This window comes from Pigmentiphaga daeguensis, from assembly GCF_039523035.1.
Taxonomy (GTDB): Bacteria; Pseudomonadota; Gammaproteobacteria; order Burkholderiales; family Burkholderiaceae_B; genus Pigmentiphaga; species Pigmentiphaga daeguensis.
In genome coordinates this window covers 100,998-122,902 of the sequence record NZ_BAAAEN010000003.1, presented here as the reverse complement: position 1 = coordinate 122,902, position 21,905 = coordinate 100,998, and the positions used below count along the sequence as shown (strand labels likewise).

Annotated in this window: 21 protein-coding genes; 9 read left to right on the top strand and 12 right to left on the bottom strand. The window is 69.2% G+C overall.

The features are described 5' to 3' along the window. Positions 1–184 precede the first annotated feature (184 nt). Positions 185–2,467: a cyanophycin metabolism-associated ABC transporter gene (locus tag ABD104_RS05495; RefSeq protein ID WP_343927236.1), complete on the top strand. Its 2,283-nt coding sequence runs from the start codon at positions 185–187 to the stop codon at positions 2,465–2,467. Beyond that, a complete protein-coding gene (locus tag ABD104_RS05490) occupies positions 2,464–2,937 on the top strand; it encodes a cyanophycin metabolism-associated DUF1854 family protein (RefSeq protein WP_087837326.1) in 474 nt (157 codons plus the stop codon). Before ABD104_RS05495 ends, ABD104_RS05490 begins: the two co-directional genes overlap by 4 nt. Before the next feature lie 21 nt (positions 2,938–2,958). Here ABD104_RS05490 and ABD104_RS05485 read toward each other — a convergent pair whose 3' ends face one another. The 9 genes from ABD104_RS05485 to ABD104_RS05445 all read right to left on the bottom strand — a co-directional run bounded on the left by ABD104_RS05485 (position 2,959) and on the right by ABD104_RS05445 (position 11,323). Continuing rightward, complete coding sequence (locus ABD104_RS05485) at positions 2,959–4,194, bottom strand: DegT/DnrJ/EryC1/StrS family aminotransferase (protein ID WP_132979432.1); 1,236 nt, start codon at positions 4,192–4,194, stop codon at positions 2,959–2,961. After that, positions 4,181–4,591 carry a DMT family transporter gene (locus tag ABD104_RS05480; RefSeq protein ID WP_087837324.1) on the bottom strand — a complete coding sequence of 137 codons (411 nt, stop codon included), beginning with the start codon at positions 4,589–4,591 and terminating at the stop codon, positions 4,181–4,183. The genes ABD104_RS05485 and ABD104_RS05480 overlap by 14 nt, the downstream gene beginning before the upstream one ends. Beyond that, positions 4,591–4,947, bottom strand: coding sequence for an EamA family transporter (locus ABD104_RS05475; RefSeq protein WP_087837323.1), 357 nt, complete (start codon positions 4,945–4,947; stop codon positions 4,591–4,593). The genes ABD104_RS05480 and ABD104_RS05475 overlap by 1 nt, the downstream gene beginning before the upstream one ends. Beyond that, positions 4,944–5,789 carry an alpha/beta hydrolase gene (locus ABD104_RS05470; protein WP_087837322.1) on the bottom strand — a complete coding sequence of 282 codons (846 nt, stop codon included), beginning with the start codon at positions 5,787–5,789 and terminating at the stop codon, positions 4,944–4,946. Before ABD104_RS05470 ends, ABD104_RS05475 begins: the two co-directional genes overlap by 4 nt. A 27-nt stretch (positions 5,790–5,816) precedes the next feature. Next, entirely contained in the window at positions 5,817–6,572 is a 756-nt protein-coding gene (locus tag ABD104_RS05465; protein WP_132979431.1) for an MtnX-like HAD-IB family phosphatase, read from the bottom strand. Between the two features lie 9 nt (positions 6,573–6,581). Next, a complete protein-coding gene (locus ABD104_RS05460; RefSeq protein ID WP_165963098.1) occupies positions 6,582–7,484 on the bottom strand; it encodes an HlyD family secretion protein in 903 nt (300 codons plus the stop codon). After that, positions 7,436–8,272, bottom strand: a complete 837-nt coding sequence (locus tag ABD104_RS05455) for an ABC transporter ATP-binding protein (protein WP_343927235.1) — start codon at positions 8,270–8,272, stop codon at positions 7,436–7,438. Before ABD104_RS05455 ends, ABD104_RS05460 begins: the two co-directional genes overlap by 49 nt. 178 nt (positions 8,273–8,450) lie before the next feature. Further along, positions 8,451–10,127: an MFS transporter gene (locus ABD104_RS05450; protein ID WP_425543314.1), complete on the bottom strand. Its 1,677-nt coding sequence runs from the start codon at positions 10,125–10,127 to the stop codon at positions 8,451–8,453. Positions 10,128–10,426: 299 nt separating this feature from the next. Next, a complete protein-coding gene (locus ABD104_RS05445; protein WP_343927234.1) occupies positions 10,427–11,323 on the bottom strand; it encodes a LysR family transcriptional regulator in 897 nt (298 codons plus the stop codon). A 126-nt stretch (positions 11,324–11,449) separates the two neighbouring features. Here ABD104_RS05445 and ABD104_RS05440 point away from each other — a divergent pair, with 126 nt between their 5' ends. From ABD104_RS05440 to ABD104_RS05430, 3 genes are read left to right on the top strand one after another with little or no spacing between them, the layout of a single operon-like run. Then, complete coding sequence (locus tag ABD104_RS05440; protein WP_338615958.1) at positions 11,450–12,433, top strand: Bug family tripartite tricarboxylate transporter substrate binding protein; 984 nt, start codon at positions 11,450–11,452, stop codon at positions 12,431–12,433. A 20-nt stretch (positions 12,434–12,453) separates the two neighbouring features. Beyond that, on the top strand, positions 12,454–13,431 hold the full coding sequence (locus ABD104_RS05435) for a PDR/VanB family oxidoreductase (RefSeq protein WP_087837315.1): 978 nt from the start codon (positions 12,454–12,456) through the stop codon (positions 13,429–13,431). Positions 13,432–13,465: 34 nt separating this feature from the next. Beyond that, positions 13,466–14,569, top strand: coding sequence for an aromatic ring-hydroxylating oxygenase subunit alpha (locus tag ABD104_RS05430; protein WP_132979427.1), 1,104 nt, complete (start codon positions 13,466–13,468; stop codon positions 14,567–14,569). 13 nt (positions 14,570–14,582) lie between these two features. On the opposite strand, the gene ABD104_RS05425 is transcribed toward ABD104_RS05430, so the two are convergent. The 3 genes from ABD104_RS05425 to ABD104_RS05415 all read right to left on the bottom strand — a co-directional run bounded on the left by ABD104_RS05425 (position 14,583) and on the right by ABD104_RS05415 (position 17,788). After that, the gene (locus ABD104_RS05425; RefSeq protein WP_243724454.1) at positions 14,583–16,025 is read right to left on the bottom strand and encodes a sensor histidine kinase; all 1,443 of its coding nucleotides are present in this window, start codon (positions 16,023–16,025) and stop codon (positions 14,583–14,585) included. A 16-nt stretch (positions 16,026–16,041) separates the two neighbouring features. Next, entirely contained in the window at positions 16,042–16,731 is a 690-nt protein-coding gene (locus ABD104_RS05420; protein ID WP_087837313.1) for a response regulator transcription factor, read from the bottom strand. Positions 16,732–16,810: 79 nt separating this feature from the next. After that, entirely contained in the window at positions 16,811–17,788 is a 978-nt protein-coding gene (locus ABD104_RS05415) for a Bug family tripartite tricarboxylate transporter substrate binding protein (RefSeq protein WP_087837312.1), read from the bottom strand. Positions 17,789–17,901: 113 nt separating this feature from the next. On the opposite strand from ABD104_RS05415, the gene ABD104_RS05410 reads away from it, so the two are divergent. The 4 genes from ABD104_RS05410 to ABD104_RS05395 are packed head-to-tail and all read left to right on the top strand — an operon-like array spanning position 17,902 to position 21,811. After that, on the top strand, positions 17,902–19,101 hold the full coding sequence (locus ABD104_RS05410) for a CaiB/BaiF CoA transferase family protein (protein ID WP_087837311.1): 1,200 nt from the start codon (positions 17,902–17,904) through the stop codon (positions 19,099–19,101). A gap of 11 nt (positions 19,102–19,112) precedes the next feature. Beyond that, positions 19,113–19,850: a GntR family transcriptional regulator gene (locus ABD104_RS05405; protein ID WP_087837310.1), complete on the top strand. Its 738-nt coding sequence runs from the start codon at positions 19,113–19,115 to the stop codon at positions 19,848–19,850. Between the two features lie 40 nt (positions 19,851–19,890). Further along, a complete protein-coding gene (locus tag ABD104_RS05400; RefSeq protein ID WP_279819782.1) occupies positions 19,891–20,778 on the top strand; it encodes an HpcH/HpaI aldolase/citrate lyase family protein in 888 nt (295 codons plus the stop codon). Continuing rightward, a complete protein-coding gene (locus ABD104_RS05395) occupies positions 20,771–21,811 on the top strand; it encodes a hotdog family protein (RefSeq protein ID WP_132979424.1) in 1,041 nt (346 codons plus the stop codon). The genes ABD104_RS05400 and ABD104_RS05395 overlap by 8 nt, the downstream gene beginning before the upstream one ends. Positions 21,812–21,905 lie beyond the last annotated feature (94 nt).

Below are 21,905 nucleotides of genomic sequence, written 5' to 3'. Positions count from 1 at the left end.
CTTGCCTGGCAGGCAAGATGGAATACACGGTTTAGGGAATCCCCTAGATGCGACGCTACAACGCATCGGTTTCTCGAACAACGGAAGTTGGTGGGAACTATAATACTTACGTGAGGCTGACATATTTTCATGAATTATAAATAGTTACAAATACTATGTTGCTTATTTGGGGCACTGCCCGCCGATGACTGCCGCGTCTCATCCGTTGTCCTCCCTGCCCGATGCCTGGCGTGGCCAGGCCGCCCCGCCGCTGGCCGACGGCGAAACCGTCTGCGCCTGGCTGGAGCTGGATCTCGATACCGAACTGCGCTATGCCCGGGGCGCGCTGGTGCTGACCGAGACCCGGCTGCTGGCGGCCTCGGCCGATGCGCCGGGATGGCGCGACTGGCCGCTGCGCGAGGGGATGCGGCTGGCGCTGTCGGACCACGCGGGCGTAGTCGCGGTCGAGCTGGTGGATACGCAGGCCCGGCTGGCGCTCTGGCGCACGACCATGGCGCACCACGCCGGTGCCGTCCGGCTGGCCGACCAGTTCGACCGCCAACTGGTCGCGCTGGCGCGGGGCGGCGTGGCGGCCCGGCTGGCCCCGGCCTGCCCGCGCTGCCATGCGCCGCTGCCGGAAGGCGAGCAGGACTGCCCGGCCTGCGAGGCGGAGGCACCGGTCGAGAACCGGGGCTGGGCCCTGCTGCGGCTGCGCCGTTTCGCCCGCCCCTATCGCGGCCGGCTGCTCCTGGGCTTCATCCTGACTGTCCTGTCCACCGCCGCGACGCTGGTTCCGCCCTACCTGACCATGCCCCTGATGGACGACGTGCTGATCCCGTTCCAGAACGGCAAGCCCATCGACTACGAGCTGGCCGCGCTGTACCTGTCCGGGCTGCTGGGCGCGGCGCTGGTGGCCTGGGTGCTGGGCTGGTCGCGCACCTACATCCTGGCGTGGGTCAGCGAGCGCATCGGCGCCGACCTGCGCACCAGCGCCTATGAACACCTGCAGCAACTGTCGCTGGAATACTTCGGCGGCAAGCGCACGGGCGATCTCATGGCGCGCATCGGCAACGAGACCGACCGCATCTGCGTCTTCCTGTCGCTGCACCTGCTGGACTTCGCCACCGACGTGCTGATGATCCTGATGACCGCCGGCATCCTGGTCTCCATCGATCCCTGGCTGGCGCTGGTCACGCTGCTGCCGCTGCCCTTCATCGCCTGGCTGATCCACCTGGTGCGCGACAAGCTGCGCCACGGGTTCGAGAAGGTGGACCGCAACTGGGCCGAGATCACCAACGTGCTGGCCGACACCATCCCGGGCATCCGGGTGGTCAAGGCCTTCGCCCAGGAAAAGCGCGAAGTGGCGCGCTTTCGCGAGGCCAACAACCACAACCTCGCGGTCAACGACAAGGTCAACACCACGTGGTCGATGTTCTCGCCCACGGTCATCCTGCTGACCGAGGTCGGCCTGCTGGTGGTCTGGATATTCGGCATCTGGCAGATCGCCAACCACCATATCTCGGTGGGTGTGCTGGCGGCGTTCCTGGCCTACATCAGCCGCTTCTACCTGCGGCTGGACTCCATGAGCCGCATCGTCTCGGTCACGCAGAAGGCGGCGGCGGGCGCCAAGCGCATCTTCGACATCCTGGACCGCGTCTCCAGCGTGCCCGAACCGGCCCATCCGGTGCCCATCGGCCGGGTGGAGGGGAGCATCCAGATCCGCGAGGCGACCTTCCGCTACGGCACGCGCGCCGTGCTGCGCGGCATAGACCTGGACATCCGGCCGGGCGAGATGATTGGCCTGGTGGGGCACAGCGGCTCGGGCAAGAGCACGCTGGTCAACCTGATCTGCCGTTTCTACGACGTCGCGCAGGGATCGATCAAGGTGGACGGCGTCGACATCCGCGCGTTGTCCATTCCCGAGTACCGGCGCAACATCGGCGTGGTGCTGCAGGAGCCCTTCCTGTTCTTCGGGACGGTGGCCGAGAACATCGCCTACGGCAAGCCCGACGCGACCCGCGCGGAGATCGTGGCCGCCGCGCGCGCGGCCCACGCGCACGAGTTCATCCTGCGCCTGCCGCACGGCTACGATTCGCTGGTGGGCGAACGCGGCCAGGCCCTGTCGGGAGGCGAGCGCCAGCGCATCTCCATCGCCCGCGCGCTGCTGATCGATCCGCGCATCCTGATCCTGGACGAGGCCACGTCGTCGGTCGACACCTCGACCGAACAGGAGATCCAGAAGGCGCTGGACAACCTGGTGCAGGGGCGCACCACCATCGCCGTGGCCCACCGGCTCAGCACCTTGCGGCGGGCCGACCGGCTGGTGGTGCTGGACCGTGGCCGCATCGTCGAGCAGGGCCGCCACGAGGACCTGATCGCCAAGGGCGGCGCCTACTACCGCCTGCACCAGGCACAGACCCGCCAGCTCGATCCTCCCGGCAGCGACAGCGACAACACCTGGGACGGCGACGACGAGGAACAAGCATGAGCCAGGCCTTTCCCTATACGCTGAGCCGCAACGCCTACGGCCGGCTGATCTGCACCCCCGCCGATGGCGGCGCGGCCGAGGAAGTGACGCCCGTGCGCGCCTTTCCCATCGATACCGAGTCCGAGGACATCTCGCTGGTCGGCCCGGGCGGGCACGAGGTCGCCTGGATCCCGCGCCTGGCGGACCTGCCGCCCGCGGCGCGGGATCTGGTGCGGGAAGAACTCGGGCACCGCGAATTCATGCCCGAGATCCAGCGCATCGTGCAGGTGGCGAGCTACGTCACGCCCACGACCTGGACCGTCCGCACCAACCGCGGCGAAGCCCGGCTGTGGCTCAAGAGCGAACAGGACATCCGGCGCATCTCCCAGTCCAAGCTCCTGATCTCGGACGGCCACGGCATTCATTTCCTGATCCGCGACCTGGAGCGCCTGGACCGGGCCAGCCGCCGTATCCTGGACCGCTTTCTTTGACGCGCCGAAGCGCCGCGACGCTCAGGGCGAGGGGAGCGAGGCGGCAAGCGAGGCGCAAATCACCTCGAATCGTTCGTCGTCCAGCCAGCGGCTGTTGGTGATCGACAGCGTCCGCGCCGCGAAGTCGCGGGCGTGGGGCACCGGCGCATCGGCGACGATGGGGCGCAGGTAATCGTAGTCGGGCAGGGTGTGCACGAACAAGGGGCCCACGCCCAGTCCCGCGCCCCATAGCCGGTCCAGCGCGAGCCGCCGGGATTGCGCATCGGGCAGCAGCAGCATGAAGAACGGCCAGACGCCGTCGCCGCCCGCGGTGTCCTGCATCACTCGTACGCCGGGCAGGCCTTGCAGCCGCTCCAGGCGCCGCCGGGCGCGCGCCCGGGCATCGTCCAGGAACGCCGGCAGGCGGCGGGCCGCTCGCGCGCCCACGCCGCGGCGCCAGCGGCCGACCCGGTGGATGGGGATGTCGAGGGGGAAATCGTCGCCGGCGGCTCGTACGGGATCGCCGGCCCGCAAGGCCGCGCGCTGCGGGTTGCCGTAGGCCAGGCGCATGCCGCGTGGCCCGTACAGCAGCGCGTAGGCCAGGAGTTCCAGGCTGCGGCGCGCCTCCCATCCCGGGCGGCGGCCGACGGTGCGCGCGCTGGTGGCGCGCAGCTCGTCGCGCAGCGCGGGATCGCGCGCCAGCAGCAGGCCGCCCTCGTAGATGCTCAGGCCCTTGCCCGCGGCCAGGCTGAAGAAGCCGATGTCGCCGTCCAGGCCCACGCTGCGTCCGTTGCGGCGGGCGCCCAGCGCCTGCGCCGCGTCCTCGATGACGGCCGCGCCGCAGCGGGCGGCGCAGCGCAGCGCGGCATCGGTGTCGGCCACGCGTCCGGCCAGGTGGGTGACCACGATGGCCAGCGTATCGCCGTCGCAGGCCGCCTCGAGCGCGTCCGGGTCGAGATCGAAATGGCCGGGGGCGAGGTCGCACAGCTTCAGCCGCAGCCCGCAGTGGTGGACTGCCAGCGCGACCAGCGGGCAGGTGTAGGCGGGCAGGACGACGGTCTTGCGCGAGCTGCGCCGGGCCAGCGTCAACAGCGAGACGACCAGGCTGGAGGTGCCGGAGCATTCCAGCTGCAAGGCGTCGACGCCCAGCCAGGCTGCCAGGCTGGTCTCCAGGTCCGCGGGACCGCCCGGCAACAGGTCGCTCCACCGCAGCGGCAGGCCCGCCGTGGGGGGGATGTCGCGCCCGTGGGCGCCGGCCGCGAGCCTAGGCGTCGGCACGGCCGGACTCCGGGTGGAGGCGCCGCGATTCGCTGGCCTCGCCGAAGGCCAGGCAGACGATGCCGCCGATGATCAGCAGCGCGCCCAGCATCTGGTTGGTGGTGATGTGTTCGTCGAACAGCCAGACCGACACCAGCATGACCGTCACGACTTCGAGGTGGGAGGCGGCGAAGGCGGGCCCGATGGGCGCGCGCTTGAGCAGCGACATCCAGGTGAAGAAGGCGCCGATGTAGCCGACGAAGGCGCCGTAGATCCACGGCTGGCCGAATACCCGCAGCAGCCAGTCCAGGTCGGCGGCCAGCGGCATCGCATGGTTGGCGGCGTACTTGAAGCTGATCTGCGCCAGCGTGTCGAAGGCCATCAGCAGGCCGAAGCCGATCAGGTAGAAGCGGCGCATCACGGTATCCCCACGACCGCCACGCCGGCGGCGATCAGCGCGATGCCGGCCACCCGCAGCGGCGTCAGGTGTTCGTTGAACAGGAAGCGGCCGGCGATCATGATGGCGACGATGTTGATCGAGCCCAGCAGCACGCCCTCGGACAGCGGCACCAGCGACAGGAAGGCCAGCCAGACGACGAACTCCAGGATATAGCAGGCGATGCCTATCCAGATCCAGGGGCGGCGCGCCAGCTCGCGCCAGTAGCGCAGGCCGCTGCCCTCGGCCGGCGTGGTGGCGGCCGCCTTGAAGGCGAGCTGGCCGCCGGTATCGACCAGCACGTTCAGCGTCCACAGCAGGGCGACGAGCGGAGTCATCGCGCCGCCGCCCGCGGCGTGGCGCCTTCGCGCTGCGCGGCGATTTCCGAGAAGAACTCGGCCGACTCGCGGATGACCTCGCGGCGCTCGCGATCCACCGTGATCATATGGTAGCTGTCGTGCAGCAGCACCAGCTTGGCCGGGCCGCCGACGCGCTCCATCACCAGCTGCGCGTTGCCGACGCTGGCCATGTCGTCCTCGGCGGCGTGCATGACCAGGCAGGGCGCGCGCACCTGGTGCAGCTGGCGGCGTACCGTGGCCGACAGGTCGATGAGTTCGGCCAGCGAGGGCCAGGGGTTCCCGGGCAGTCCCGCGTCCGCGCTGTCGCCGCCCAGCATGCTGGACGATACCGCGGCGCGCAGCCGTTCGTCCTTCAGGCCGTAGGGGGGCTCTTCGTCGAAGACCTTGTCCTGGAACAGGTTGAAGCGCTTGAACCAGGGCAGCAGGAACGACAGGCGCGAGTACCAGGGAATGTTCCAGCCGTCGTAGCGGAAGGTGGCGCCGTAGACGCCGACGCCGGCGATGTCGTCGGGCCGGTCGGCCGCCGCCTTCAGCGCCAGCACCGCGCCCATCGACAGGCCGGCGACGAAGCAGTGGTCGACATCGCGGCGCAGGCGGTCCACGCCCTCCAGCACGCTGGCGTACCAGTCCTTCCAGCCGGTGCGGATGAGATCGTCGACGTCGCCGCAGTGGCCCGCCAACTGCATGCCGTAGACCGTGAAGCCGGCCCGGTGCAGGCCCTTGCCCACGGTGCGCATTTCGTTGGGAGTGCCGGTCAGGCCATGGATGAGCAGCACGCCCGCGCGGCCGCCTTCGAAATAGAAATCCGCGGATTTGATCATGAGGTGAAGAATGGGGCCGCGCGGGGCTCAGGCGGTGCTGGCTGCCGCCGGCGCGGTGGTGAAGCCGCGCGGAGGTTGCGCGATGGCTTGCAACTGGCCTTTCAGGATGAAGTCGAGCGCATTGCGGGCCTCGTCGAAGCCGGCAATGGGAATGTGCACCAGGCCATGGTCGCGGCAGTAGTCGATCAGGCGGTGCTTGGCCAGCACGAAGTCGACCGTGCCGGACACGCAGAAGTCCGAGGCGCCGTCGCCCACGTACAGGATTTTCTCGTGGAGACCGCGCACGCCCGACCCGTAGGAGCACTTGCAGGTACCGCTGGCCTTGCGGCAGGCGGCATCGGCGTAGGGGAAGGTCAGCCGCCAGTCGCGCGGGCCGGCCTGTTCGAAGCGGTTGGCCACCACGGGCAGGTCCGCCAGTCCGTGGCGGTCCATGATGGCGGTGATCACGCCGGCCAGCCCGTCGCTGACGATGTGCACCGGCGTGCCGAGGCTGCGCGCCTGGGCCACGAACCCGGGGAAGGCCGGATCGATCTCGATGCTCGCCACCAGGTCGTCCAGCTCTTCCTTGCTGGCGTCCAGCAGCGCGATCTGCTTGGCCATGCATTCGCGCGAGCCGATCTCTCCCCGTTCCCACGCGGCTTCCAGTTCCTGCCATCCCGGCCGGCCGAAGTGTTCAAGCAGGGTATCGGTGACATCCTGCTTGGAAATGGTGCCGTCGAAGTCGCACAACACGATCCACTCGGAGCCGGGGCGTTCGTCGACGGTGTACTGACTGAGCAACATGGCAAGCCTTTAGGGAAGGAAACGGACCAGCACGCGCTGGCCGACACGCAGCTTTTCGGGGTTTTCGATCGACAGCAGGCTTTCGACGCCGCGGCGGCTGATCCGCTCCTGGGGATCGTCGCTGGGAGACATGACCTGGAACACGCTGCCTATGCGTTCCAGGCGGGCAGGGATCGGGGTGCCGCCGGGGGCGGATTCTTCCACGATCTCGGCCTGCATGCCGGGTTTCAGCGCCCCGACGTAGGCTTCGTTCACCTCGGCCCGGACGATCAGGCGCCGCTTGGGCAGCACCCGCAGCATTTCCGTCTGGGCGGTGACCGCGTTGCCGACCTGCACCTCCAGGCCCACGACCTCGCCGTCCACGGGCGAGCGGACCTGCTGGCGCTCCAACGTCCATTGCGCAGCACGCAATTTCTGGCGCGCGACGTCCACCGTCGCCTGGGCCGCCAGGACCTCGGCCTCGGCCTGCGCCACGGCGCTGCGCGCGTCGTCGGCGGCCTGCCCGTCGATGGCCCCGCCGGCCGCGGCTTCGGCCAGCCGCTGGGCGCGCTGCTTCAGCCCCGGCAGGCGGCTGCGCAGTACGCGTTCCTGGGCTTGCGCCTGGCGCAGTTCGGCGTCGGCCGCATCGACGGCCAGCTGGGCCGCCGAAGGATTGAATTCGATCAGCGCCTGGCCCTTCCTGACCTGGTCGCCGTCGCGCACCGCCACGCGTGCGACGGTGCCGTCCACGGCCGCGCCCACGCGCACCAGGCCGCCTTCGACGTCGACGCGCCCGCGCGCGACGGCGGCGTAGGGCGGCTGGTCGGCCGCCGGGGCTTCGGCCTGCTGTTGGCGGGAACACGCGGCCAGCACCAGGCTGCCGGTCAGCGCGGCCACGATTCCAAGGCGAAAAGAGGTGAAAAGCTTAGGCACGAGCTGGGAAATTCCTCGGTTTCGGCGACCAGCGCACCGGTGCGCCTGTCGTCCAGGATGCGTCCATCCTCCATGGTCAGGACGCGGTCGGCATGGCTGATCAGGCGCGGATCATGGCTGACGCACAACACCGTGGCGCCGTGGCGCTTGGCGATGCGGTGCAGGATGTCGATGACTTTCATGCCGTTGCCGGCGTCCAGCGCGCTGGTCGGCTCGTCCGCAAAGAGCAGTTCGGGTTCCTTGGCAAGCGCGCGGGCGATGGCCACGCGCTGCTGTTCGCCGCCCGACAGGCCGGAGGGCCGCTGGCGGGCTCGTCCGCTCATGCCCACTTCCTCGAGGGCGGCCCAGGCCTGTTCCTCGGCCTGCGGCTTGGACAGGCCCACGTAGCGCAGGGGCAGGACGACCTGTTCGACAGCCGTCAGGGCGGGAAAGAGGTTGAAGCCTTGGAAGACGAAGCCGGTATGCATCAGCCGGAAACGTTCAAGCTCTTGAAGCTGCAACAGGCCAAGGTCCTGGCCCAGGGCGCGCACCATGCCGGCATCCGGACGGAGCATGCCGCTGAGTATGGCCAGCAGGGTGCTTTTGCCGCAGCCCGATGGCCCAGAAATCAATGTCAGTTCGCCGGGCATGATGCTAACCGACAAATCTCGCAAAATGCGCTCGCGAACATTACCGGATAGAAAGGATTTGCTGAGAGACTCGGCGACGAGGCTCGGTGTGCTCCCGGGGGCGCCCCCTGGGGTACTCCCCGATGTGCGGCCTGTGGCCTGGGGCTGGGTCGCCCGCATGGCAAGGTCTCCAACTGGCTGAAAAAACAAAACCCGGCAAGGCCGGGATTGTAACGCTTGGTACGATAACCCAAGACTTGTGATCGTGGGAAGCCTTGCAACAATCCGCCCTGGGGCGGATTGTTGCAAACACGCCGCATCGGGGAAGGGCGCGGCGGGCCGCGCTTCCCCGCCGATATCAGTCCTCCAGGCGGTTGTCCTTGGTTTCCTTGATGAACAGGGTACCGATGACCAAACTCATCACCGCGACGATGATCGGGTACCACAGTCCGTTATAAATGTTACCGGTGGCCGCCACGATGGCGAAGGCGGTGGTGGGCAGGAAGCCCCCGAACCAGCCGTTGCCGATGTGGTAGGGCAGGCTCATGGAGGTGTAGCGGATGCGGGTCGGGAACATTTCCACCAGCATGGCCGCGATCGGGCCGTAGACCATGGTGACCAGGATCACCAGCAGCGTCAGCAGCAGCACCAGCATGGGTTTGTTGACCTGGGCCGGATCGGCCTTGGCGGGGTAGCCGTGGTTGCGGATTTCCGAGGTCAGCCGGGCCTTGAGCTCGTCGCCGCGGGTCTTGAGCTCGGCCGCCGCCAGGCCCGCGCCTTCGAAGGAGTCGATCGTGGTGTCGCCCACCTTGACCTTGGCCACGGATCCCGCCGGGGCCGCCTCGTTGCTGTAGTTCACCGAGTTCGAGGCCAGGAAGGACTTGACCTGGTCGCAGGAGCTGACGAACTTGGCGGTGCCCACGGGGTTGAACTGGAACGAGCAGGTTTTGGGATCGGCCACGACCACCACCGGCGCCTTGGCCTGTGCCGCTTCCAGCGCGGGGTTGGCGTAGTGCGTGATGGCCTTGAACAGCGGGAAGTAGGCCAGGGCGGCGATCAGGCAGCCGGCCATGATGATGGGCTTGCGGCCTATCCTGTCCGACAGCGAGCCGAAGATCAGGAAGAAGGGCGTGCCGATCAGCAGGGCGAGGGCGATCAGGATGTTGGCGGTGGTGGCGTCCACCTTCAGGGTCTGGGTCAGGAAGAACAGCGAATAGAACTGCCCCGTGTACCAGACCACGGCCTGGCCGGCGGTCAGGCCCAGCAGCGCCAGCAGGACCACCTTCAGATTGCTCCACTGGCCGAAGGATTCGGTCAGCGGCGCCTTCGATCCCTTGCCCTCGGCCTTCATGCGCTGGAAGGCGGGCGACTCGTTCAGCTTGAGCCGGATCCAGACCGAAATCGCCAGCAGGAAGATGGAGACCAGGAACGGGATGCGCCATCCCCAGGAAGCGAAGGCTTCCTCGCCGGTGGCGTTGCGCACGCCCAGGATCACCAGCAGGGACAGGAACAGGCCCAGGGTGGCGGTGGTCTGGATCCAGGCGGTGTAGGCGCCGCGCTTGCCCTGCGGGGCGTGCTCGGCCACGTAGGTGGCCGCGCCGCCGTACTCGCCGCCCAGCGCCAGGCCTTGCGCCAGCCGCAGGAGGATGAGGATGACGGGCGCGGCGATGCCGATGGACGCGTACGAGGGCAGTATCCCGACGATGAAGGTCGACAGGCCCATGATCAGGATGGTGATCAGGAAGGTGTACTTGCGCCCGACCAGGTCGCCCAGCCGGCCGAACACCAGGGCCCCGAACGGCCGGACCGCGAAGCCTGCCGCGAATGCCAGGAGCGCGAAGATGAAGGCCGCCGTGTCGTTGACCCCCGAGAAGAACTGTTTGGCGATGATGGCGGCCAGCGAGCCGTAAAGATAGAAGTCGTACCACTCGAATACCGTGCCTAGCGACGAGGCGAAGATCACGCGCCGCTCTTCCTTGGTCATGGGACGCGCGGCCGGAGTCGGCGCCCCTGAACTGCTGACGGTGGTGCTCATGAAGGAATGTCTCCTGGGTGGGCCTGCTGTAAAGGAGTAATAGTTGGAACGGCAGACTGGCCCTCAGCCACGGGAGCCTCGGGCTTGAAATCAGAGTAGAAACAGTTACTGACGCGGTACTGACAAGTTGCTGACAAAAAACTGAATTTTCACGAACTGGTGATATGCCCACGCCCGGGACGCGCCGGCCGCCCGCGCGGCGCCTGGAGGCGGGGCGGGAGCGGCCGTGACTGGGGGTTTCCCGCAGGCGCGCGGGCGGCGTCCAGGCGTGGCGGCGGCGAGACGCCGCGGGGCGGGGATCAGCGGGCGGGCGGGACGTCCGGCCGCAGGTGGGCGACCAGCCAGTCGACCAGGGCGGAGACACGGGCGACGTGCTGCCTGCGCCGGGGGACATAGGCCTTGAACCAGGTTTCCTGCAGCGGGAAATCGTCCAGTACCGTCTCCAGCGTGCCCGCCTCCAGCGCCGGGCGGGCGACGTAGGCGGGCAGGGCGGCGATGCCCAGTTCCGACAGGGCGGCGTCCCGCAGCGTGAGGTTGTCGTCGGCCACCAGCCGCGGGGGGATGTCCAGGCTGATGTCGCCGCGGGCGCTGCGGAAATGCCAGGCGCGGCCGGACGGCTTGAAGACCAGGCAGGCGTGTTCGGTCAGGGCCTGGGGATGGCGGGGCCGGCCGTGGCGCGCCAGATAGCCGGGCGCCGCGCACAGCATGGTGTCCACCGGGCACAGGGGGATCTCGACCACGCCTTCGTAGCTGGCGGGCCTGCCGCTGATGGCCAGGTCGTAGTCCCGCTCGGCGGGGTTGGTGGAATGGTCGACCAGCGAGATCTCCATCGTGATGCCATCGTGCCGCGCCAGGAAGGCATTGAAGAGCGGCCCCAGCCGGACCGTGGTCAGCGTGGTCGGCGTCGCGATCCGCAGGTGTCCCACCAGCTTGGAGGCATCCCGCTCCACGCTTTGCACCAGGTCCTCGAAGCTGGCCACCAGCACGCCGGCGCGGGCGTGCAGTTTCTCGCCCGCTTCGGTCAGGCGCACCGTGCGGGTGGTGCGGTCGAACAGCCGGGCGCCCACGGTGGCTTCCAGCTGGCGGATGCGCTTGGCCACCACCGAGGGGACGACGTCCATCTGCCGGGCCGCCTCGGAAAAGCCGCCGCAGGCGGCGACGGTGGTGAAGGTGCGCAGTTGCGTGATGGCGTCCAATTTATTCCAGTTCGAGATTACTGATAGCTATTTTTTGAACAAATATTCGCCATTATTCCTTAATAAAATGTCTTCCCACAATGAGGGCGCAAGCGACGCCCCCGTATCCATCAAGAGGAGACTCCCATGCCAAAATCGCCGATCCTGCGCATGCTGGCCACCGCCGTCCTGGCCGCGGCATCGGCCGCCGCCGGGGCCGCCGGACCGGGCTACCCGGCACGGCCGGTCAAGATCGTGACGCCGTTCGCCGTGGGCCAGGGGCCCGACGTGCTGCTGCGCATCGTCGCCGAGAAGCTGACCGCCACGCTGGGGCAGCAGGTGATCGTGGAGAACCGGCCCGGCGCAAGCGGCTTCCTCGCCTTCGAGGCCGGCCGGCGCGCCGCGCCCGATGGCTACACGCTGGTCCACATGGACAGCTACCACGTGGGCACCCAGCCCTACCTGTTCGCCAGGCTGCCCTACGACGTGCGCAAGGATTTCGATCCGGTCACGCCGCTGGTCCGCAACTACTTCTTCATCGTGGTACCCGCCGGTTCGACATGGCGGACGATGGGCGATCTCGTCGCCGCGGCCAAGGCCAGGCCCGGCGGTGTCTCGTACGGATCCTGGGGCGTGGCCAGTCCGGCGCACCTGGGCGGGCTGCTGCTGGAGGCGGCCACCGGCACGAGCATGATGCACGTGCCCTACAAGGAATCGGCCCAGCTGTTCCAGTCGGTGGCCGTGGGAGACGTGAACTGGACACTGGGAACGCCCGTGTCGGCCGGGCCCGTCTACCAGTCCGGGAAGGTGCGCTTCCTGGCCGTGGCGGCGCCGCAGCGCCTGCCGGGCTATGCCGAGGTGCCGACCGTGGCGCAGGCCGGCGGACCGGCCGGCTTCGAGGTCGGCGGCTGGAACGGCCTGTTCGTTCCCAAGGGCACGCCGGCCGGGATCGTGCAGCGGCTGAACGAAGGCATCGCCGCCGCGCTGAAGGCGCCCGACGTGCAGGAGAAACTGGCCACCTTCACCTACGAGGCCTATGCCATGCCGCCGCGCGACATGGCGCGGCTGGTGGACGAGGAAATCGCCAAGTGGGGACCGATCATCAAGGGCGCCGATATCCACCTGGATTGACGCCGCACGGGAGCACAGTCGTGGCAAGCAAGCACTTCGAGGTGGTGGTGGCCGGGGCCCGGCCGCTGACGCCGCGCATCAAGGAATATCTGCTGGCCTCGGCCGATGGCCGGCCGCTGCCGCGCTACGAGCCGGGGGCGCACGTGGCGCTGCACATGGTGTCGCGCGAGCGGGGGCCCATCGTGCGGCACTACTCGCTGATAGGCGGACTGGCCGGCCCGGACGATCCGCGGCACGTCTATCGCATCGCCGTGCAAAGGGAGGACCGGGCGCGCGGCTCGGCCTTCATCCACGATACCTTCGCGCCGGGCACGCGCCTGCGCGTCGCCGCGCCGGTCAACGATTTCCCGCTGGACCGGCGCGACGCCCGCACCCTGCTCATCGCCGGCGGCATAGGCGTGACGCCCATCGTGTCCATGGCGCGCAGCCTGGCCCGCCGGGGCTGTCGCTACAGCGTCGTGTATGCCGGACGCGATCCGTCGGCCATGGCCTATCGCGACGTGCTGGAACAGGTGGCCGGCGACCGCGTGCGCTTCCACTACAGCGACGAGGCGGGCGTGCTCGACCTGCGCGGCCTGCTCGCCTCGCAGCCGGACGGGGTGCGCGTGTATGTGTGCGGCCCCGCGTCCATGATCGCCGCTACCCACCAGGCAGGCGCCGCGCTGGGGTGGGAGCCCGGCCGCGTGCGCAGCGAAGTGTTCACCGCCGGACCCACGGGCGACGAGACGGCCTTCGAGGTCGAACTGCGCCGCACGGGCAGGACCGTCCAGGTCGGCCCCGACGCCAGCATCCTGGATGCGCTGCGCCTGGCCGACGTGCCGGTGCTGTGGGACTGCGCGCGTGGCGAATGCGGCCTGTGCCCGCTGCCCGTCGTCTCCGCCGACGGCCCCATCGATCATCGCGATCGCTATCTGGGCGAAGAAGAGCGTGCCGCGGGCCAGACCTTGTGCATCTGCGTGTCGCGCATCCGCGGCACGCGCCTGGTGCTGGACGCCTGACCATTCCGAGCCATTCCTTCAGGAGCGCGCCATCATGAACCGCATCGCCGACCCCATTCCCGAACTCCGCAGCGACTTTTCCTTCGAGCCCGGCGGCTTCGCCGACCACGCCACGCCGCTGGTGCGCAACTGCTGGTACGTGGCGGGCCTGTCCAGCGAGATCACCCGCGAGCTGAGCAGCCGCCGTTTCCTGGGCGTGGACGTCGCCCTGTACCGCACCCAAGCCGGCGAGCCGGTGGCAGTGCGCAACCGCTGTCCGCACCGTTCCTTTCCGCTGGCCAGGGGCCGCCTGGACGGCGACGAGTTGATGTGCGGCTATCACGGCATGCGCTTCGATCCCTCCGGCCGCTGCGTGAAGATGCCGTCCATGCCGCTGGTCCCCACCCATGCCCAGGTGCGCAGCTTTCCGATCGTCGAACGGGCGCCGCTGGTGTGGATATGGATGGGCGATCCCGACCATGCCGACCCGGCCCTGATCCCGGACACGAGCTGGCTGGCCAGCCCGGCATGGAAGAGCGTGGGCGGGTCCTTCCACATGAAGGCGGACTACGTTTCCATGCACGAGAACCTGCTGGACCAGACCCACTTCCCCTTCCTGCATCCCGGCGCCATCGGCACGCCGGAGTACGCGCGCAGCAAGCTGGACGTGCGCCAGGAGGGCGACGTGGTCATCATCGACCGTGCGCTGAAGCATTCGCCGCCGCCCGACGTCTACGGCGTGCCCACCGGCCTGACCGGCAAGCCGGTGGACCGCTATTCCGAGGCCCGCTTCGCCTCGCCCGGCCTGCACGTCGCCTTCGCCCGCATCGTCGACAACCACGATGCCGGCGGCGCGCCGCGCACCTATCGCTTCAACATCACCCACGCCTTCACGCCCGAGACCAACGGCAGCATCCACTACTGGTGGTTCAACAGCCGCGACTCCAACCTCGACGATCCGGCCGCCGACGCCTACCTGCACGAGGCCTCGTCCAAGGCCTATCTCGAGGACGTGGATGCGCTGGAGTGGATACTGGACGTGGTGACGCGCGACACCGAACCGCAGTTCGACCTCAATTTCGCGCCCGACAAGCCCGGCCTGCTGATGCGCCGCGCGTTGTATGACATGGCGGCGCGGGAGGCGGGACTGGACTTCTGAGCGGCCGCGGGCTTCAGGCCGGCGGGAAGCTCACGCTGATGCGCGTGCCGGGCATGCCGGAGGCGGTGTCCTGGGAGTTGTCCGATATCGCCAGGGTGGCACCGTGCCGCTGGGCGATCTCGCGCACGATGGCCAGCCCCAGCCCGCTGCCTTCGGCGTTGGATCCCAGGATCCGGTAGAAGCGGTCGAACACCAATTCGCGTTCCTCGGGCGGGATGCCAGGGCCGGAGTCTTCGACGTCCAGCGTCGCGCCCGTGGCGGCTGCCGCCACGCGCACGGTGACGGTGCCGCCGCCCGGGGTGTAGCGCAGCGCGTTGTCGATCAGGTTGTTGACGAGCTCGGCCAGGAGCAGGGCGTTGCCGGCCACCAGGACCGGCGTTTCCGGGCCTTCCAGGCCCAGGTCTATCCCGCGCTCCATCGCCTCGTGCACCCAGTTCTGCGTCTGGTCGCTGGCGATGGCCAGCAGGTCGACCCGGGCGGAGACGTCCACGGGACTGCCCTTGTCCTCGGCGCGCGCCAGCGCCAGCAACTGGTTCACCAGGCGCGTGGCCCGTTCGGCGCCCGAGATCAGGTGCCGCAGGCTGGCCTCCATGTCTTCCGGACTCGCATTGCGCAGCGCCAGCTCGGCCTGCGTGCGTATGCCGGCTAGCGGGGTCTTCAACTGGTGCGCCGCGTCGGCGACGAAGCGCTTCTGCGCGTCGACGTTGGCCGACAGGCGCTGCAGCAGCTCGTTCATGGCGCCGACCAGCGGCGCGATCTCCTGCGGCACCTCGCGATCGTCGATCGGCGACAGGTCGTCCGGCCGCCGTGCGCGCAGCCGCGCCTGCAGCCGGCCCAGCGGGGCGATGCCGCGCGACAGGCCGAACCACACCAGCACCACCGCCAGCGGCAGCACCACGAACTGAGGCAGCACCACGCCCTTGATGATCTCGTTGGCCAGTTGCGATCGTTTCTCCAGCGTCTCGGCCACCTGCACCAGCGCCGGCTGCGCGCCCGGGATCGTGGGCAGCGACACCCAGGTATAGGCCACGCGCACCGCGAAGCCGCGCATCACGTCGTCGCGATACTGGACGATGCCGGGCAGCGGGCGCTCGAGCGACGGCAGCGGCAGTTCACGGTCGCCGCCCAGGTATTCGCCGCGGCTGCCCAGCACGAGGTAGAACACGCTGTCGGTTTCGTCGGCGCGCAGCATCTCGCGCGCCGAGACCGGCAGTTGCAGCCGGGCCCGGCCGTTGACGTCCTTGATCTGCTGGGCCAGGGCCAGCACGTTGTTGGCCAGGCTGCGGTCGTAGGGAGCGACGGAGATGGACTGTGCGACCACGTAGGTGATGGCGACGCTGACCGGCCACAGCAGGAACAGCGGTACCAGCATCCAGTCCAGGATCTCGCCGAACAGCGAGCGCGCCGGCCGTTCGACGGCGGGGATGGGCTGCGGCCCCTTGTGGTCGTCGTCCATGCTCCCGGAACAGGTCCTAAGCCGCGCCGTGCTGGGCGCCGGGCTCGCGTTCCAGGCAGTATCCCAGCCCGCGCACGGTGGCGATCTTGACGCCGCCCGGTTCCAGCTTCTTGCGCAGCCGGTGCACGTAGACCTCGATGGCGTTGGTGCTGACTTCCTCGCCCCATTCGCACAGGTGGTCCACCAGCTGTTTCTTGCTGACCATGCGGCCGCTGCGGGACAGCAGGACTTCCAGCAGGCTGACTTCGCGCGCGGACAACTCGACGATCTGCTCGTCTATGGTCACCACGCGGCCGACCTGGTCGAAGGCCAGACGGCCATGGCGCAGCACCGCCGGGCCGCCGCCCGCGCCGCGCCGCGTCAGCGCCCGGACCCTGGCCTCGAGCTCGGACAGCGCGAACGGCTTGGCCATGTAGTCGTCGGCGCCCAGGTCCAGCCCCTTGACGCGCTGCTCCACGCTGTCGGCGGCGGTCAGGATCAGGACCGGCATGTGCGAGTTGCGCGCCCGCAGGCGGCGCAGGACTTCGGTGCCCGAGAGCCGGGGCAGGCCGATGTCCAGGATCAGCAGGTCGAAGGGTTGCGCCGCCAGCGCGGAGTCCGCCTCGAGTCCGTCGTGGACGGCATCGACTGCGTAGCCGTTCTGGCGCAGGGAGCGGGACAGGCCGTCGGCAAGGATGTTGTCGTCTTCGGCGATGAGGATGCGCATGGGGGAATTGTAGCTTCGGGGGAATGCGTCGAGGGGCCCCGATGCATTGTCCCCCAGGCGCGCGTCCCCGTCACTATCGCTATTCGATCTGATACATCCCCGTGCGGCGCGTCGCGTCGGCCCAGTAGGCGGTTTCCTTGTCCACGAAGCGGCCGAATTCCTGGGGCGTCATGGGTTCCACGGCCTCCAGGCCGAGCTGGGGCAGCTTGGCGACGATATCGGGCGTCTGCAGCACCGCCCGCACGTCGGCGACGATGCGCGCCATGGTGGCGGGGGGCGTGGCCTTGGGCGCGAACATGCCGTACCAGGCGCGTCCCGGCAGGCCGGTCAGGCCTGCCCTGCTGGCCAGCGGCACGTCCGGCATGAGGGTGGACGGCGTGTCGCTGCTGGTGATGGCGATGGCCCGGACCCGGCCCGATTTCACCTGGGGCATGGCGCTGGGCAGGGCGTCGATCATCAGCTTGATCGAGCCGCCGATCAGGTCGGTGAACGCCGGCGGGCTGCCCTTGTAGGGCACGTGCACGATGTCCACGCCCGCCAGTTGCTTGAAGACTTCCATGCTGAGATGGCTGGTGGAGCCCGTGCCCGGCGATCCGTAGCTGAACTTGCCGGGATTGGCCTTCAGCTGGGCGATGACCTCGGATAGCGTGGTGGCCGGGAACTGCGCGTTCACCACCATGAGCATGTCGGTGCCGGCCAGCAGCGCGACGGGCTGGAAGTCGCGTCCCACGTCGTAGGGCAGGTGCTTGTACAGGTTGGGGTTGATCACGACCGGAGAGTTGGAGGTGACCAGCAGCGTGTACCCGTCGCCCTCGGCCCGCGCCACTTCCTGCAGCGCGATGGAGCCGTTGGCGCCGGCGCGGTTCTCCACCACCACGGGCTGCCCCCATTTCTGCGCCAGCTTGTCGCCGATGGCGCGGGCCAGGATGTCCGACCCCTGTCCGGGCGGGAAGGGGATGACCACGCGTACCCGCTTGCTGGGGAACGCCTGGTCGGCTTGGGCGGGTTGGCTGGCCAGGCCCAAGGCCAGGCAGAGCAGTAAGAGCAGTTTGTTCATGGGAAGGGTCTCCTCGGGAATAGTGCCATCGGTCGGCTTTTCTGTTTCCGGATTTTGATATATTGTTATAACAAACTCAAGATGTCCTTGTCCCACACCGTCCGGGGAGCTTCATGTCGCTACTTCACGGGTTCCGTATTCTTGCCGTCGAGCAGTACGGCGCGGCGCCTTTCGGCACCCAGTTGCTGGCCGCGCTGGGGGCCGAAATCATCAAGATCGAGCAGGCCGCGCAGGGCGGCGACGTGTCGCGGCAGGTCGGGCCGCATTTCCTGGCCGGCCTGCCCGACAGCGCGCAAAGCCTGTTCTTCCAGAGCCTGAACCAGGGCAAGAAAAGCATCACGCTGAACCTCGCCCACCCCGAGGGGCGGGCGGTGTTCCGCAAGCTGGCGGCCACGGCCCATGGCGTGGTCGACAACCTGCGCGGCGACGTCGCGGGCAAGCTGGGCCTGACCTACGAAGACCTGAAGGACGTCAATCCGGCCGTGGTCTGCGCCCACATATCGGCCTATGGCCGCACCGGCGAGCGCGCGGCCTGGCCGGGCTACGACTATCTGATGCAGGCCGAGGCGGGCTATTTCTCGCTGACCGGCGAGCCGGACACGGCGCCCTCGCGCATGGGCTTGTCGCTGGTCGACTACATGACCGGCGTGATGATGTCGGTGGGGCTGCTCAGCGGCATGCTGGAGGCCACGCGCAGCGGCAAGGGATGCGACGTGGACACCAGCCTGTACGACGTCGCGCTGTTCAACCTCAACTACGTGGCGGCGTGGTACCTGAACGGCGCGGCCGAGACCGACCGCCAGCCCCGGTCCGGCCATCCCTCGCTCACGCCGTGCCAGCTCTATCGCACCGGCGACGGCTGGATCTACCTGATGTGCAACAAGGAAAAATTCTGGCGCAACCTGTGCGAGCGGATCGGGCGGCAGGAGTGGATCGCGGACGCGCGTTTCGTCGACTTCGGCGCCCGGGGCCGGCATCGCGAGGAGCTGACCCGCCTGCTGGACGAGGCGCTGTCGGCCCGCACCACGGCCGAGTGGATGCGGCATTTCGCCGGCACGGTGCCCGCCGCGCCCGTGTGGTCCGTGGGGCAGGCGCTGGACGCGCCCCTGGCGCAGGCCGACGGCCGCATCCGCCGCGTCGACCTGGCGGGCGGCGGCGCGCTGCGGGTACTGGACAGTCCGCTGCGCACGTCGCGGCCGGCGGCCGCCGTCGGACCGGCGCCGGCCATGGGCGCCGATACCCGCGAGCTGCTGGCCGGCATCGGGATCGGCGAAGAGGAGCAAGGTAGACTAAGGACCCTTGGTGTTCTCTGACGTGTCGCCTCATGTTCCAGCGCAGTGCCGGCTCGCAGTACAAGCTGTTGGCCCAGACCTTGATCCGGCGGATCCGCGATGGCGAGTATCCGCCCGGCAGCCTGCTGCCCACCGAGAACGAACTGGGACAGCAGTTCAACGTCAGCCGCATCACCGTGCGCGGGGCCTTGCGCGAGCTGGAGGTGCAGGGGCTGGTCAGCCGCCGGCCCGGCATCGGGACCCGCGTGGAGTCGGCGCAGCCCTCGGGCAATTTCGTGCACGTGGGCAACACGGTGGACGACATCCTGCGCTTCACCCGCGGCTTCCGCTTCCACATCCTGGACATTCGCGAGGTCGACGGCGACGAGGGGGCGGCGCGCGCGCTGCGGCTGCCCGCCGGCCAGCGCTTCGTCCGGGTGACCGGCCTGCGGCAGGCCGAGGGCGCGCCGCCGGTCGTCTACAGCGAACACCACGTCCCGCCGCTGTACGCGGACGCGCTCGAGCAACTGGACGGCTACCGGGCCTCGGTGGCCGAATGGCTGGCCGAGCGGCGCGGCGACCGGGTATGCGAAATCCGCCAGGAAATCGATGCCGTGCGGCTGACCCGGGCGCAGGCCGGGCTGCTGCAGACGCGCTTCAGCACGCCGACGCTGCGCACGCGCACCTGGTACTACGGCGCCAAGAAAGACCTGATCGTCGCTTCGGTGGGGCTCTTCCCCGAAGGGCGGCACCTGTTCAGCACCGTGATGCGGCGAGAGCCGATCGGCTGATCCGATCGCGCGGGCCGCGACCTTGTCCCGGAGAGCCCGCGTGACCCATCCCGTCGTTCCTTCCACCTTCCTGTTCTGTCCCGGCAACCGGCCCGACCGCTACGACAAGGCGCTGCGCGGCGGCGCGCCGGGCGTCATCATCGACCTCGAGGACGCAGTGCCGGCGGCCGACAAGGCCGCCGCCCGGCGCGACGCCCTGGCCTGGCTGGCGGCGCTGCCCCCGGCCGGTCCGGGCGCGCCCATGGTGGCGCTGCGGGTGTCTTCCCCGCAGACGCCCGCGGGCCTGGAGGACCTTTATGCGCTGGCCCATGCGGGCGCCTTGCCCGCCCTGGATCTCGTGGCCGTTCCCAAGGCCGAGGACGCCTCCGAATTGCGCATGGTCCGCACGCACGCGGCCGCGGCCAATCCCGCGCTGCGGCTGATGGCGCTGGTGGAGTCGCCGCAGGGCGTGCGCCGCGCGGCCGGCATCGCGCAGGCCGGACCGTGGCTGGCGGCGATGGCCTTCGGCGCCGCGGACTTCAGCGCCGAGACCGGCGCGGACAACGCCTGGGACGCGCTGGCCTACGTACGCGGGCGCCTGGTGTTCGAGACCGCCGGCAGCGGCGTGCCCATGCTGGACGTGCCGCACATCGCCATCGACGACGACGCCGGCCTGCGCGCCGATTGCGAGCGGGCGCGCGCCATGGGCTTCTCCGGCAAGCTCGCCATCCATCCGCGCCAGTGGCCCATCATCGTGCAGGCCTTCGCGCCCGATCCGCGCCGGCTGGCGTGGGCGAGCGAAGTGGCCGCCGCCTACGAACGCGCGGGCCGCCGCGCCTGCGCGGTGGGCGCCACCATGGTGGACGAGCCCGTCTACCAGAGCGCCCTGCGCATCCTGCGGCGTGCCGCCGCGCCGAACCCATCCGCCGCTGGAGACCATCATGCATAGTTCCTACTACCACCTGGGAGACGGCCTGTATGCCGAGCGTTTCGGCCTGGGCTTCGAGCACCTGTCCGCCGGGCAGCGTTTCGTCCATCGGCCGGGCATCACGTTCTCGCAACAGGACAACGTGGCCGAGGCCCTGGATTCCATCAACGCCGCCATGGTCCACTACGACGATCGCTACGCCGGGCTGACCGACTGGAAGCGGCCCCTGATGGTCAGCACGCTGACCCTGCAGCGGCTGATCGGCATGACCTCCAAGACCTTCGGCCGGCGGCGCCGCATCGTGTCCATGTCCAATATCGCGCTGACCCGGCCGATGTTCGGCGGCGACACCCTGTATGTCGAGACCGAGGTGCTGGCCACCGAGCCGGTGGATGCGCACCTGGGGCGCGCCAGCCTGCTCACGCGCGGCTACAACCAGCGCGGCGAGCAGGTGGCCGAGCTGCGCTACGTGGCCGAGCTGTGGCACGGCGCGGCCGGGCCCGACGTGATCGCCGGCGCTTCGGCCTCGGACGAGGCCCGTTTCCTGTCGCATGCCGCGCGCGGGGACGGCGCCTGGGTCGAGCAGACCGGCCTGTTCTTCGAGGACCTGCGGCAGGGGGAAACCTTCATTCACAGCCCCCGCAAGACCCTGCTGGCCGAGGAATCCACGCTGCACGCGCTGCGCGCCATGGAGTGGCAGCCGCAAAGCCACGACCACGCCTGCGCGCAGGCGCTGGGGCTGGCGGCGCCGGTCGTGCCGCAGACCTGGGGGATAGGCGTGGCCGTGGCGCTGTCCACGCGCACCTTCGGCCGGGTCACCGTCAACCTGGGATGGACCGACGTGGAGTTCGGCGCCGACCTGATGCCGGGGGACACGCTGGAGGCCCGGTCCACGGTCGAGGGCACGCGGCTGTCGGGTTCGCGGCCCGACCAGGGCGTGGTGACGGTGCTGACCGAGGCGCGCAACCAGCGGGGGGAGATGATCAACCGCTACCGGCGCGCGCTGATGGTGTACCGGCGGGGGAGCAACCCCTACGCCAGGGCGGGGTACTGAGCGGACGTCTCCGCGTCCGTTTTTCCAGAATTCCGTTGTTAATTTGGCCTGGGAGCTTGCAGTCCCATACTGTTTTTTTATACAGTGTCGGGCA